The sequence below is a fragment of the Vreelandella sp. DA03-1M genome (assembly GCF_055725665.1).
The window spans coordinates 2,022,761-2,036,295 of the sequence record NZ_CM146798.1 but is presented as its reverse complement, the minus strand read 5'-3'; the positions used below and the strand labels follow the sequence as shown (position 1 = coordinate 2,036,295).

Sequence of the window (13,535 nt, the reverse complement as noted above, 5' to 3'; positions counted from 1 at the left end):
GAGCTTAGAACGACACCGTCGGCGCCACTTGAATCTGGGCGCTGTCTTCAAACTCTAACAACGAGGCATCCTGTCCATGGCCGAACATGCCCGCCACTGCTACCGGTGGGAAACTCTGCCGATAAGTGTTGTAGTGCATCACCGCATCATTAAAGGACTGCCGCGCAAAGGCCACTTTGTTTTCGGTGCTGGTTAGCTCTTCTGACAATTGCTGCATATTTTCTGAGGCTTTTAGATCCGGGTAGGCTTCCATGACCACATTGAGCCGTCCCATCGCCTGTGTCAGCGCGCCCTCTGCACCGCTCAGGTCTGCCATGGCTTTGGCGCTGCCTGGGTTTGCCGCGGCCGCTTTTAGCCCAGCGGCGGCTGTATTTCGAGCCTCTATCACGGACTGCAGCGTCTCCCGCTCATGACTGAGATAACCTTTTGCGGTCTCCACCAGATTAGGAATCAGGTCATGCCGACGCTTAAGTTGCACTTCAATTTGAGCAAAAGCGTTCTCAAAGCGATTTTTCAACGACACAAGTCGGTTGTAGATACCGATGACGTAAAACGCGATAGCGGCGATGATCGCCACGATAATGATGAGTGTAAGCGCCATGATCCTTCCTTAGAGTAGAAATTAGATATGTAATAAAAATAGTAACACCTAAAACAATTTAAGTACGGCAATGCAAAAACCAAGTTCAAACACTTATACTGATAGCTCTGCTTGATTCATTTGATTATGACCGACGCTCAAACTGCTCTTGAGTACCAGAAATACGACTAATAAATATGCTATCTACAACGGCAGTATGGTTCAGTATGCGAATAAAGAAATTCGCATCACTTTCTGGAAGCAAATGAATTTGCCGCTCTCCGAATGAAAGAAGTTCAATATTTGCCCACTGTTTATATCTAAAAGCGTTTGCATACCGCATAGCAACTTTTCCTCTTTGCTTACCAGGTGTTTTCAGAGCCCGGCGGCCCCATGTCGATCTGAATATCCGGGGCAATATCCACCACGCCTTGGATATGCTTTAGTCGATCCGCAGTGGCAATGTCTGCTGATCCGGTGATGCAGCCAATCTCCTTAAGAACATCCCGGATGGTTAACCCTTCTGCACTAAGGCGTGTAGCTATTTCCTCAATCGACTGGTCGCTTGAAATCGTCACTATCCAGAGCTCTATATTTGCCATCGATCTTACCTTCGAAGTCTGTTCCCTAGGCAGGGCCGCATGGGATACCCGCCTAGAGATAATCTGCTCACATTAAGGTGCTTGCACCAACCCTGCTCCCACGCCGGATTCAGGCAACGGCAGCTCTTGCACCGAAGCCACCAGCTGCTTCCAAAGTTTGCTTCCCCGCAATGAGGCATCCGACTGCGCCCACAGGGCTGCGCAGCCTGCCACGTGTGGCGCCGCCATGCTGGTGCCACTGATCGCCTTATGCCGAGTAGGCCGGGGCCATGAGGAGAAGATATCGCGCCCAGGCGCGGCAATCTCAATCTTGCCATGATTGGAAAAGCTGGAGGGTTTCAGGTTCGGATCGAGAGATGCGACTGACATCACCGTAGGCGAGTTGGCAGGCGCGCCCGTATTGGTCGCAGAATTCCCCGCCGCGGCAATAATGAGGCACCCATTACGCAGCGCCGCTTCACCCGCATGGGTGTAGGCGGCCTGCACCGGGCTCTGGCTGCCAAGCGACATCGAGATCACCTCACACCGGTTGGCGATAGCCCAGTTCAAGCCAGCGAGCACGCCCGCCCCGGTACTGCTGCCCGAGTTGGTCAGCACCTTCCCAACGTAGACCTCAGCTTCATATGCGATACCGTAACGCTGCGTGTTTTCACCCGGCGCCAGGGGGCCGCAAGCCGTGCCGATACAGTGCGTACCGTGCCCATTCATATCTTGCACCGGCTCCCCAACGAACGAGCGAGTAACGAATTCCCGGCCAGCGAAATCCGGGTGGCCAAGATCCATCCCGGTATCCAGCACGGCCACCTTAATACCTGCACCACTCCAACTACTTTGCAGCACCCTGCACCGGGTTAGCCCCCATGTCGACCGCTGAGCGTCAGACTCAGTCCCCTCATCGGAGTCCCCCCTATCAAGGTCGACCCCCAAGTCGCGCGCGATGGTGCTCGCTGCGCTCAAGAAGCCGCGGAGATACTCCGAGTTTTTAGAACCAGAGTTTTTAAAGCCAGAGTTTTTAAAATTAGAGCTTTTAAAATCAGAGCTTTTAAAATCAGAGCTCTCGGAAAACGCAAAGTACTCCGGCTCAATGATTTCGATAGGACTATCCGCTGACACCTTATCCAACACACTCATGCCATGTTGCTCCAAGGCATCACCACCTACCAGTGCCACGCCTAGCTCGGGAAATACCATCGCTTCGGCATCCCCCGCGTCTTCCAGGCTGACGGCCTGATCGGTAAAGTCACGGGCATCAGCCACCCGAAAGTTCTGTGCTTTTAACGATTTGATACCCTCTTCCATCCATCCGTCACGAAAGCTGATAAGAAAGCGCCCTGTTTCTAGGCAGCTACCGCCTCGTTCCAGGGCCGCCAACAACAGCTTTTCGGTGCTACACGAAACGGTGGCAAGCACCCCGTTTTCTCCAGTGGGTGTGTTACCGTTTCCGCGGCCTGTCGGTTTTTTAGCCATCGCTGACCTCCATTTCGTCTGGCTTTCAAATGTTACTGCTCAAGTGCTTACCCATAAAAAGCAAAGCCTCTCTATGCAGAGAGTCGTGCTTTCAGCTTAACGCACCTAATGATCTTCGCCAGATTGATTGAGTTCAGCGGGAATACGCTCGTCAGCCCGAAGGGTGAGCACTTCAAAACCGGAAGCAGTGACGGCAATCGTGTGCTCCCACTGGGCTGACAATGTTTTGTCACTGGTGACCACCGTCCAACCATCCCGCTTGGTTTTTATCTTGGCCCTGCCCTGATTAATCATGGGCTCGATGGTAAACACCATGCCCTCTTTTAACGCCAAGCCTCTGCCTTTCTTTCCGTAATGCAGCACCTCCGGCTCTTCATGCATTTCCCGGCCAATGCCGTGGCCGCAATACTCACGAACCACAGAGTAGCCATGCTGTTCAGCATGTTGCTGAATCGCATAACCCACGTCGCCCAAGGTGGCACCGGGCTTGACCGCTTGAATCCCTTGCCACATGGCTTCGTAGGTTTTATCGACCAGTCGCTTGGCAAAGGGAGTGACATCGCCAATCAGGTACATCTTGCTGGAGTCGGCAATAAAGCCGTCTTTCTCCAGGGTAATATCGACATTGACGATATCGCCTGATTTGAGCGTTTGCTTGTCGGATGGAATGCCATGGCACACTACGTGGTTCACTGAGGCATTCAATACGTATTGGTAATCGTATTGCCCCTTACTGGCCGGGCGAGCCTCCAGTTGATCAACGATATAACGCTCGGCCCAATCGTTAATAGCCATGGTGGATACGCCGGGCACTATCCGTTGGTTGAGATGACTGAACACCAATCCGAGTAGCTGGCCGGCTGTCCGCATTAAGCGCAACTCCTCCTCGTTTTTCAGCGCTACCTCACTCACCGGCTACTTTCCTTACTTCAACGTCAGCTTGTTTCATTTGCTCACGCATAATCTCAGAAAAAGTCATGCTCGGATTGGCCTCAGCGAGCATACCTACCTTTATCCAGTACTCCGCCTGGGCATTGATAGAGCGCACCATTACAGAGCTCGCTTTGCGAATATCTTCGTGCAGCTGATCATTGATTTTTACGATACCCATCACACCACCTAATATATGAAACGAATATAAATCATATACAGATCATATATTGCGTGACGACTGGCGGCAAGGCTACCTGGTTACGTTAAGCTGTAACGTTAGAGAGAGGTTTCAACGCCACTACTTTCTTGCGCAGCGCCAGCTTCGGCTTCTCTAACGAAGCGCGCCACTGAAAACACTCCTGCTGTTGTTGCGGGTCGTTATCGGGGCTTGCGCCGAAGGCATCCAGCCAAGCCTGACGGGAACACAGGTCTTGATACTCCCCGAGCAGGCCCTGGCGATGCTTCAATTCAGTCAGGAACAGCTCGGGAGTCTGCGGATTCAGATCAGCCAGATAGCGAATCCGCTTCACGCCCTTGCGCAGTTCATGGAACTCGGCGCCTTGAGCGTCCAATGAGAGTGCCGCCAGATCCTCATCGTGGCGTGCGATGCGCTCGTCTAGTGCCGCCTTGATGCGTTTTGGCGTGAGTTTTGACAGCGCCTTCCCAACATCATCGGAAACGATAAAACTCTGCCAGTCCTCAAGCTCTTCAGCGTACTCCGGTGCATTTAACTGCTGGCACAGCGTCTGGTGCCGTTCCCGCTGGCTAGCCTGCAGCCACTGCGTTAACCCCTTTCGAGTAACCGACGAGAGCGGCGGTGATGTCTTGCCCATATCCTCCAGAAACACATCAATATCACGGAGATCACTGGTGGCCTGGGCGCGATGCTTGAGCCGCTTAAGCATCTTCTTAAAACCAGGTACTCGGGTAATGGCGTGCACGGATTCACCCACTGCTCGGCTGCGGCGCAGATTGACCCGGTACTGGTGCAGAAACTCAGGATCAACACCTGCGATGACGCCAGGCTCCAAGGCCCGAATCATCTGATACTGGTGCTCCAGCATGGCGCATATTCGGCTGGCAGTGTCGCCTTTGTGTTTGGGTGGCTGGGGGGCAAGGCGCTTGAAAAGTGGGTAACTGGCCGCTTCCGGGGTCAGGCACCCCGTCAGTTTAGCTCCGCCCTGCTCCACGCTTTTCCAGGCAGTGCCAGACAGCGTGAAATGCAGCAAGCTACCGGTGGGCAGCGAATGCGGCGCTGTGTTATCGAGCCAACGGGCCAGATCATGCAGCGCCGGGTTATGCCCAATCACCAGCACCCTTTCGGCTTCATCCGGTAACGCTTTGAGCCATGCCTGCAGCCCGGCGCCATCGAAAGTGTAAAGGTCTTCATCGAAGTGAACCTGATCGACCAGAGTATGTTCAGGCAGTTGCACCGCGATCTCGTCGAAGGTTTCCCGCGTGCGAGCCGCTGTACTGACGTAAATCTCCCCTTCCAACGCTTGCCAGCGCTGCAGCACATGCGCCATCGCCGCTGCCTGTCGCTTACCCCGCTTTCGCAACGGCCGTTGGTGGTCGGTCATATCGCCACTGGGCTGTTTGGCCTTGGCGTGCCGCATTAGGTATAAGTGCCGCATGGGTTCGCTCACAAGTAAGGTGGTGTTGAACGAAGTTTAGTACACGCGCATCACCTATTGAGTAAGATTAAAGGCGCCCCCCGCCTTCGCCCTCTTTTATACCATCGCGACACACCACGACTTGGTTCCTGCCGCCGCGCTTGCCAGCATAAAGCATCTGATCCGCCCGCGTGATGAGAGAGTCTAGATCGACCTCACCACTATTCGTTGCAGCCACCCCGATGGTGACACTTGGGCTCAGCTCGCTCATCTCTTCCTTTAACGGCAGCTCAGCGACCTTCTTTTTCAAGCGCTCAGCGATGATTTGCGCATCGTTTGGGTTAGTGTTCGGCAGGGCCACTACAAACTCCTCCCCACCAAAACGCCCTATTACATCCGATGGACGCAGCGACGCTGCGCAAGCCTCTGCGATTTTAATCAGCACCCAATCCCCGTGGCTATGCCCCCAGGTATCGTTAATACGCTTGAAATGGTCGACATCGATCATAAAAAGGCTAAACGGCATCTTTTCTGACTGTGAGCGCTGTAACAGCTCCTCGGCCAGTTTCATAAAATGGCCCCGATTATTGAGGCTGGTCAACGCGTCCCGCTCTGCGACCACTCGCAGCTGCGCCTCCAGCGATTTTCGATGTGCTATTTCCGCGTGCAGCTGGTGGTTATAATCACGCTCTTCGTGAAGCAACGCATACTGCTTGCGCTGAAGAATCTCCAAACGAAGCAAGGCAAAGAACCCCACCACGATTCCCATAATCAACAAAAGTACGATGCGAAGCGCCGTTATCAGGGCAATCTCCGTAAACAGAACAGCAGCGACTAAAAAGCCAATATTTAAGTAAAGGCTGGCAAACACCACCACGGTTAGCAGGTTGGGAATTAGAAGATAGAACGCCATAGTGGCGACCACCACAGCGGTAATTTGGGTGGGGAGACTGTCTGGGCGTAAAGGAATAATCAAAATGATGCCCGTTGCCAATATCCACAATGGCAACGCGTGGAGCCAGGGGCGATAAGAATGGCCAAGCCCATACCTAACAATCAAGGCAATAAGAAGGCAAAGACTTACCACCACAGCACGCATGCTAAGCAGCAGATAAAATTCGCTAGTGAGTCCAAGCAGGTAGTAATCCGAAATCGCAAACATACCAAAGACTAAGGTCGCGACGCTTAAGGCACGGCTAAACTCCAACCTAACGTTTTCCTGGATAGACTGGCGATACATCGACTCCCTGCCAGCGTCGCAAAATTGGCCCGTTAACCAATGCACCTGGTTCCGCTTTTTTTGTAATGGCAAAGCCCCACACTCCCTGAGTAACGCGGCGATTTCTTTCGGGTTCACTAAGTAAAGCTACCCCACTAACCGAAACAGTCAACTGGAGTGAGTTAGCGAACACGCTTATGCGGCTTCACCACCAGCCAACTGGCCAACACCAAGCTGCCGAATAGCGTATAAACCACCACAAACACCCACTCCGGCAACGTTAAATAGAGCAGGCTATGCAGCCAGTGCTGAATAAATGACCCCGAATAGGTGCCAGCGCCCACCTCTGCTCTAAGCGCCATTTCCCAGGTGGTTAACGGGCAAACGACACCTAACCAGGCTTGAACGACCACATAGCCAATCGCGCACAAATGCACGATGCGGAAAATGCGATTGCGCACCCACTGCCAGTTCAGAAAATAGCCCGCGTATACTGCGAATAAGCCGAGTACCACGAAGGCCACAAACAACACATGAAGTATAAGGATAGCGTCGGCTAGCAAAAGTAGCAGGGACAGTGGCATAGGGAATGGGCTATCTGTCACAAAACACCTCAACCTCTAACTGAAACATTTGTTTACATGAATACAAGCGTTCGTTAATAACATCCTTTTATAATACTTACCGCTAATTGCGCACTAGGCTTACTCCTGTATAACAGCGCAATATTTTTAGCCGCCGTAGACTAAAAGACCGTCAGTAAGGCCTCTCCCAGCGTTTCCGCCCATTGTGACAATGCTTCTCACCATAGCCGAAGGACAACAACAAAAGATGGCTCAGAGTAACCGTCGTCTCGCCATGCAGGCTTGGCTGTTGATTCTACTCACTAGTAGTTTGCTGATCAGTGTCAGCAGCCTGCTGCTAGACCGCGTTGCACACCTTCCGCTACCCCCACAGTGGCGTTTGAGCCCTGATGGCACCCTTGCCGTGCTGTTGGTTAGCGTCGGCCTGCTGGCCCTGCTGAGCCACCAGTCACGCTGGCGACGTTTAGCCGGTGGCCTGATGATCGTATTGGGTGGTTATAGCCTTGGCCATGATCTTCTCGCACCGGGAACGGACGACGGGCTTTCATGGCTCACCGGACAGCCACGCCTGGGCAGGGTACCTGCGTTGCTGGTGGTAATCATGGGAACGAGTTGTTTCTTTTCTCCGGCATCGGGGGGCACTCGGCGAGGTTATCGCTTGATCGGCTGGACGTCGATCATCCTCGGCGTCGCTACGTTGGCTTATCCACTGATCACCCAGACGCCACCCGTCTCGGTGGCAGGCCTCACCTCCATGGGTAGCTTATTCTGCCTTCTGCTGGGCGCGGCTCTACTGATTATTGCCCATCAGCGTACCTATCCGACGCTGCCACTGCCCCGCTCTGCCATTATCGTCGGTGTGTTAGGCGTCACGGTCAGCATCATGATCTGGCTGGCCAGCAGCTGGGTACAGTACAACGCCCGCCTCACCGCTGCCGATACGCTAGTGAACAATGTCGCCGATGGCATGGAGCAGCGAATTGAGTCAAGAGTAAAACAGGTTGAGCGCCTAACAGAGCGCTGGATGGCGTTAAGAGGCGAGGGTCGTAGTGCCGTTCGCGAGCTTCAAGAAGTAGAGATGCGAACGTTTATGCGTGACGAGCCAAGCTTGCTGGCCATCGTTCACTTAGGCGATGACTCCCAAGTACGGTGGCGAGTGGGCCGCGAACCCGCAAACCTACTATGGATGATGGATCAACTGACCGGCCCAGCGACACTGGGCTGGCTACGCCAGCAAAATATATTCCATCTACCTATCAGCTGGCGTTTTCCTGATCCAGAACGTAGCAGCCATGGCCTACTAGCGGTGACGCTTGATGGGGGGCAGACCACCATGCTGGCTGCTATCGACTTAGCCGAGATCATCCAGTTGCAGCGTCATCTGGATACGAGTGGCTTCACCATCACGTATACCTCAAACGACCAAACGTGGGGCACGTTGGCTGCTAAAAGTTCGCACGGAGCCCTTATCCCGAGGGCGTTTGCCTCCCGCGAGGTGACGCTGCCCGGCGGGCCAACCTTCACGATTACAGCACTGGATGGGCCGCTGTCGCTGAGCAGCCTGCCCGGCGCTTTGCCGGTGATCTTCGGCCTAATGGGGTTAGTATTCTCTTATCAGTTGATCATCAGCCGTGCCCTTATCGCCTTCCGTAACCAACAGGCCGCCGCTTTGCAGCTCAATGAGCAGCGCTTCCGGTCCCTGTTCACCCATAACCCAGATGCGGTATTTGCTCATCACCGTGACGGCACCTATGAAAGCCTCAATCCGGTGACGGAAGCCATCGTGGGACTCTCGGAAAGCGACCTACTGGGAAAGCACTTCCGCTCAGTCGTCTGCGAACCAGCGTGTTCCAATCAGGATGTAGAGCGTACGGAGACCGCTTTCAATCGCGCCATCAACGGACTCCCCAGCAGCTATACCATGCGCTTCGTAAGCGAAGGGGCTTCTCAAGATTTGGAAGTAACAATGGTGCCCATAGTGGTTGATGGCGAGGTCAGCGGGGTCTTCGGTATTGCCAAGGACATCACCGATCGCGTTGCCGCCGAGGAGCGGCTGCTCATTCTGGAGCGAAGCCTTGAGGCGAGCGGCAACGGCGCCATGATCATTGACGTTCGTACGGAAGAGAAACAAGTGGTTTATGTGAACCACGCGTTCACACGGATTACCGGTTACCTAGAGCAAGAAGTCATCGGCCACGCGCCGCTACTTCTCAGCGGTGCTGAAACGGATACTGAGGACACCAAGCAGATCCAAGCAGCGATCCAGCACGGCACTAGCCTGACCACCACCGTGCGCACTTATCGTCGCGACGGCTCCCCTTTTTGGAATCAACTGTTCATGTCGCCGGTGAAGGATGCCAACCAACAGGTTAGCCACTTCATCTGCATTATCAACGATATCTCCGAGCGTAAGGAGCAGGAGAGCCAGCTGGCTTATCAGGCGACCCACGACGTTCTGACCGGCCTTGGCAATCGAGCACTATTCAGTGATCGCCTGGCCCATGATGTTGAATTGGCGGCTCGCAATGGCCAAACGTTGGCCGTACTCTTCGTTGACCTGGACGAGTTCAAACCTATCAACGATACGCTCGGCCACAACGTTGGTGATCAGCTCTTGATCAGCGTGGCAGAGAAGCTACAGCAGGGGTTGCGGGTCAGTGATACGCTCGCCCGCTTGGGTGGCGATGAGTTCGTACTGCTGCTGCCCGACTTGAGCCACCCCGATGAGGCCGAAGAAGTGGCCGGCCGGCTGTTGGAAGCACTCAATAAACCCCACCGGATCAATGAGCACGAGCTGCACGTGTCGGCCAGCATTGGTATCGCCGTAAATCGCGCTGGGCTCGATGAGCCCGAGCGACTGCTTCAGCACGCAGACATGGCTATGTACAAAGCCAAGCAGCAAGGTCGTAACACCTACCAGATGTACACGGACGATCTCGACAGCAAGCTCAGTCAGCGTGTCACCCTGCGCAGCGAGCTACAGGAAGCCATTGAGCACGGCCATCTCAACCTGCATTACCAGCCCCTGCTGAACCGCGCAGGCGATGTCGACGGACTAGAGGCGTTGGTTCGCTGGTACCACCCGACCAAGGGCTTTATCTCGCCAGCGACGTTTATTCCCATTGCGGAGGAGACCGGTCAGATCATTCCGCTGAGCCGCTGGGTAATGCGGCAGGCCTGCAAAGATGCCCAACAATTGGTCGAACAAGGCCTGTTAAAAGGACGCATGGCAGTCAACCTCTCGCCCCTCCAGTTTCACCGCCCCAACTTCCTCAGCACGTTGCGCAATGTACTGAACGAGACGCACCTTGCACCTGAGCACCTGGAGCTGGAACTGACTGAAGGCATCCTGATGCGTGATGCCGACGGCGCCATCGATATCCTCCATGCCCTAAGCGGCATGGGTGTTAGTACTGCCATTGACGACTTCGGCACCGGTTTTTCCAGTCTGAGTTACCTGCGCGACCTGCCCATCGACAAGATCAAGATCGACCGTAGCTTCGTGCAGGATGCTGCCAAGAGCGACAAGAACGCCGCTATCTGCCAGGGCGTTATTACCTTGGCGCTGGAGCTTGACCTTAGGGTGGTTGCCGAAGGTATCGAAACGGTAGAACAGCACGACTACTTGATGTCGCTAGGCTGCGAGGTTTTCCAAGGCTACCTGTTTGCCAAACCGATGCCACTGGACAGCCTCATCACTTGGCTTACGCAAAAAGCCCAGATGACATCCAACGCATGACGGTTTACGCCAGGAAATGGGCTTTGCTTTCCAAATGACCAGGCTTCTACTGGCGCACACATAAAATGTACTGAACATGTTTATAAGCACAATACTTTACGGGTTTAGCAACATCGCCCGGAAATCCTCGCTCTCAAGGGGGTAAGCGAGGAGATAACCTTGGATACGGTTGCAGCCTTGCGCCTGCAGCCAAGTCAGTTCTCGTGAAGCTCACGAATTTCCTGATGAACAATATCCGAGCGTTCGGTGAGGGTGCCCTCGGTGAACTTCACCTGGAGCTGGCCAGGCGAGATGCCGTAACGGACCATGGTCTCGCGCAAACGGGAAGCAAACGTGCCGTCACGAAAAGCTTTGGGGCTCACGTTGAAGGAGATGACGGGGGGCTAAGCCCTGCTGCTTGCCACGCATGGAGATCTTTACACAACAGTTCTTGCACCCGCGGGCGGTTACACAGAATCATTTACACCCTCCTCTTCACACACCTTTCACTCAGGCATTTGCGCTTGTTCGCGCGTCACTCGGAGCGATGTGACTTCAACGCTGAGCGCATCACGCGTTTCTTCTAATTCGCTTATCTGATCACCGACCGCGTCAAGTTGGGTATTGGCCTCTTCGATATCGCTGTTTAACGCTTCAAGCTCTGCTTCAATCTGGCTACGCGCCTCTTCTGTTTCTTGACGCGCCTGTTGCGCGGCATCGCGAGCGGCTTCGGCCTCTTCAACCTCGGTGTTCAGCGCTTCGAGGTCAGATTCAGCTTGGTTGCGGGCCTCCTCAGCTTCTTGACGCGCCTGTTGTGCGGCATCGCGAGCAGCTTCGGCCTCTTCGATCTCGGTGTTTAGCGCTTCAAGGTCAGCTTCAGCTTGGCTACGAGCCTCTTCTGCTTCTTGTTGCGCCTGTTGAGCAGCATCGCGGGCGGCTTCGGCTTCTTCTTTGTTGGTCTCTACCTCGGCGTATTCCTGATTCAGCGTCTCAAGCTGACTCTGCCTTTCTTCTGCCTGTTCGTTAAACGTCTCAATTTCTTCTTCACGGGTTTCACGCTCACCGCGTAAAGCAGTCAAATCTTCTTGGGCATTGGCAATGTCGGCGCGCGTTGAAGCAAGTGCCGCCTCCGCTTCCGTTTGCTCAACCCCAAGGGCGTTCATTCTCTGCTGCAGCGTTGCCAAATCAAGCTCTGCGGCTTCCACCTCAGACATCTGCGCCTGAATTTGCTGATGCTTGCGTTCGGTTTCAGCCAACTGTGTTTCCAGCGCTTGCAAATTGTCCTGACGCGTCCCGGCAATGGTGTGCGCCACCGCGGCCCAAACCATCGCAATGACGGCGATAGCCAAAACCACTCTGACGCGGTTATCGCGCAACAATGCGATCGTTGATGGTTTATGAGTCCCTGTCATTGGTGCAATCCTCTCGCTTAAGTGCTGTCGCTACATTGGTGGCTAACGTGTGCTCGTTAGCGGATCGTGATCTGACCCTGCCGTTAATATGAAGGAAAGTTTTTGATTCGGCTAGAAACGGTCATTCAACACATGCGAAATGCCGCTTGTTATAACCTCAATACTCAATTAGCAACGGTGCCGACCCTTATAAGAACATTTTTCGGTGATGCCATGTGTTCCAATCAGGTAGTCAGAATCAGCTGCCAGTAACCTACGTCATGCCATTGTTCGAACTTGAATCCAACCTTTTCAAATTGGGCTACTTTTTTCATCCCCATTTTCTCGTGTAGCGCAACACTGGCTGGGTTGGGAAGCGTGATGCCGCCAATCACCGTCTGAATGCCACTCTCTTTGAGTTTGGAAAAGAGCGTTTCGTACAGTTTTGCACCCAAGCCCCTACCGTGCGCCTGGTTGGAAAGGTAGACGCTGGCTTCCACTGCAAATCGGTAGGCACTTCTCTCCTTCCATTTCGTCGCATAGGCGTAGCCCATCACCGTGTCGCCTTCCACTAAGACGATCCAAGGTAAGCCTACGCTCTGCACGCTTTCTATCCTTGCTTGAATCACTGCTCCAGAAACCGGCTTTTCTTCAAAGGAAATAGCGGTATTTTCGATGTAATGGTTATAAATGCGCGCGATGGCTTTCGAATCACCTTTGACCGCATCTCTGATCATGGTTTATTCCATTTATATTCTAGGGGTTTAAGTTCAACGAGTAACAAAATTCGACTAACGCTTTCTTGGTCAGCTAAGGCGCCTTTAACGCTAAGCCAGGCATCACCCACACCGCGTTGCCAGAAACTCGCCATTACCAACGGGGACGGTGCACGTGGTGAAATTGGGATCCGCCGATACCTGCACCATGAAAGCAGCCAATTCACCTGCATGGGAGGTGGCGTTATCCACCACAAGAAGCCCACCTTTGCGTAAAACTCGCTGGATATTAGGCCACCATTGCACATAATCGGAGCGTTTTGAGTCTAAAAAAATCAGGTCGAAACTGGCATCTTTCAACCTCTCAAACAGACCTCCCGCCTCCCCTGGATGCTGGGTAATGACATCAGAGAGGCCTGAGCGCTCAAAATTTTTCGCGGCCATCGCAAGCTTGAATTCGGAAAGTTCAACGGTGGTAACGTGCCCTCCAAACCTCTGTATTGCCTGGGCCAGCCACAAGGTGGAGTACCCGTTGGAAGTGCCAATTTCCAACACTCGTTGCGCGTTGGTTGCTTGAACAAGTACCGATAGAAACTCCCCCGTATCACGGGTGATATTGAGCATTCGTCTTGGGGGTTCAGAAATGGCAGCATCGTTTTGTTGGCCAAATCGCTCAAGCTCCCTTAGCAGTTCTTGAAGAGTTTCACTCACC

The 13,535-nt window shown here is 53.8% G+C and carries 13 protein-coding genes; 1 reads left to right on the top strand and 12 read right to left on the bottom strand.

All coding sequences use genetic code 11. The features are described 5' to 3' along the window. Positions 1–4: 4 nt before the first annotated feature. The 8 genes from ACXUPB_RS09420 to ACXUPB_RS09385 form a co-directional block, all read right to left on the bottom strand. Positions 5–601 (bottom strand): LemA family protein, encoded by a 597-nt coding sequence (locus ACXUPB_RS09420; protein ID WP_179915980.1) that lies wholly within the window; start codon positions 599–601, stop codon positions 5–7. Between the two features lie 341 nt (positions 602–942). Continuing rightward, positions 943–1,182: a hypothetical protein gene (locus ACXUPB_RS09415; protein ID WP_179915981.1), complete on the bottom strand. Its 240-nt coding sequence runs from the start codon at positions 1,180–1,182 to the stop codon at positions 943–945. Positions 1,183–1,254: 72 nt separating this feature from the next. Then, entirely contained in the window at positions 1,255–2,649 is a 1,395-nt protein-coding gene (locus ACXUPB_RS09410) for a S8 family serine peptidase (RefSeq protein WP_472956385.1), read from the bottom strand. A 105-nt stretch (positions 2,650–2,754) separates the two neighbouring features. Beyond that, on the bottom strand, positions 2,755–3,561 hold the full coding sequence (gene map / locus ACXUPB_RS09405) for a type I methionyl aminopeptidase (protein ID WP_472956383.1): 807 nt from the start codon (positions 3,559–3,561) through the stop codon (positions 2,755–2,757). Further along, positions 3,554–3,760, bottom strand: a complete 207-nt coding sequence (locus ACXUPB_RS09400; protein ID WP_008956699.1) for a ParD-like family protein — start codon at positions 3,758–3,760, stop codon at positions 3,554–3,556. The genes map and ACXUPB_RS09400 overlap by 8 nt, the downstream gene beginning before the upstream one ends. Positions 3,761–3,845: 85 nt before the next feature. Further along, positions 3,846–5,216 (bottom strand): CHAD domain-containing protein, encoded by a 1,371-nt coding sequence (locus tag ACXUPB_RS09395; protein ID WP_472956381.1) that lies wholly within the window; start codon positions 5,214–5,216, stop codon positions 3,846–3,848. A gap of 67 nt (positions 5,217–5,283) precedes the next feature. Beyond that, positions 5,284–6,435 carry a GGDEF domain-containing protein gene (locus ACXUPB_RS09390; protein WP_472956380.1) on the bottom strand — a complete coding sequence of 384 codons (1,152 nt, stop codon included), beginning with the start codon at positions 6,433–6,435 and terminating at the stop codon, positions 5,284–5,286. A 161-nt stretch (positions 6,436–6,596) separates the two neighbouring features. Beyond that, positions 6,597–6,998: a DUF2784 domain-containing protein gene (locus ACXUPB_RS09385; RefSeq protein WP_179915997.1), complete on the bottom strand. Its 402-nt coding sequence runs from the start codon at positions 6,996–6,998 to the stop codon at positions 6,597–6,599. Between the two features lie 247 nt (positions 6,999–7,245). Here ACXUPB_RS09385 and ACXUPB_RS09380 point away from each other — a divergent pair, with 247 nt between their 5' ends. Further along, the gene (locus tag ACXUPB_RS09380; protein WP_472956378.1) at positions 7,246–10,737 is read left to right on the top strand and encodes a sensor domain-containing protein; all 3,492 of its coding nucleotides are present in this window, start codon (positions 7,246–7,248) and stop codon (positions 10,735–10,737) included. Positions 10,738–10,931: 194 nt separating this feature from the next. Here ACXUPB_RS09380 and ACXUPB_RS09375 read toward each other — a convergent pair whose 3' ends face one another. The 4 genes from ACXUPB_RS09375 to ACXUPB_RS09360 form a co-directional block, all read right to left on the bottom strand. Next, positions 10,932–11,099, bottom strand: a complete 168-nt coding sequence (locus tag ACXUPB_RS09375; RefSeq protein WP_339935075.1) for a hypothetical protein — start codon at positions 11,097–11,099, stop codon at positions 10,932–10,934. Between the two features lie 123 nt (positions 11,100–11,222). Next, positions 11,223–12,128 (bottom strand): coiled-coil domain-containing protein, encoded by a 906-nt coding sequence (locus ACXUPB_RS09370; RefSeq protein WP_179915987.1) that lies wholly within the window; start codon positions 12,126–12,128, stop codon positions 11,223–11,225. A 224-nt stretch (positions 12,129–12,352) separates the two neighbouring features. Further along, positions 12,353–12,844: an arsinothricin resistance N-acetyltransferase ArsN1 family B gene (locus ACXUPB_RS09365; RefSeq protein ID WP_339935076.1), complete on the bottom strand. Its 492-nt coding sequence runs from the start codon at positions 12,842–12,844 to the stop codon at positions 12,353–12,355. Positions 12,845–12,946: 102 nt separating this feature from the next. Beyond that, positions 12,947–13,534, bottom strand: coding sequence for an O-methyltransferase (locus ACXUPB_RS09360; protein ID WP_339935077.1), 588 nt, complete (start codon positions 13,532–13,534; stop codon positions 12,947–12,949). Position 13,535: the final 1 nt, after the last annotated feature.

Coding starts and splice junctions, on each gene's coding strand:
- ACXUPB_RS09390 (WP_472956380.1), bottom strand. CDS start 6,435: ATGTATCGCCAGTCTATCCAGGAAAACGTTAGGTTGGAGTTTAGCCGT.
- ACXUPB_RS09385 (WP_179915997.1), bottom strand. CDS start 6,998: ATGCCACTGTCCCTGCTACTTTTGCTAGCCGACGCTATCCTTATACTT.
- ACXUPB_RS09400 (WP_008956699.1), bottom strand. CDS start 3,760: ATGGGTATCGTAAAAATCAATGATCAGCTGCACGAAGATATTCGCAAA.
- ACXUPB_RS09410 (WP_472956385.1), bottom strand. CDS start 2,649: ATGGCTAAAAAACCGACAGGCCGCGGAAACGGTAACACACCCACTGGA.
- ACXUPB_RS09415 (WP_179915981.1), bottom strand. CDS start 1,182: ATGGCAAATATAGAGCTCTGGATAGTGACGATTTCAAGCGACCAGTCG.
- ACXUPB_RS09365 (WP_339935076.1), bottom strand. CDS start 12,844: ATGATCAGAGATGCGGTCAAAGGTGATTCGAAAGCCATCGCGCGCATT.
- ACXUPB_RS09420 (WP_179915980.1), bottom strand. CDS start 601: ATGGCGCTTACACTCATCATTATCGTGGCGATCATCGCCGCTATCGCG.
- ACXUPB_RS09380 (WP_472956378.1), top strand. CDS start 7,246: ATGGCTCAGAGTAACCGTCGTCTCGCCATGCAGGCTTGGCTGTTGATT.
- ACXUPB_RS09395 (WP_472956381.1), bottom strand. CDS start 5,216: ATGCGGCACTTATACCTAATGCGGCACGCCAAGGCCAAACAGCCCAGT.
- ACXUPB_RS09370 (WP_179915987.1), bottom strand. CDS start 12,128: ATGACAGGGACTCATAAACCATCAACGATCGCATTGTTGCGCGATAAC.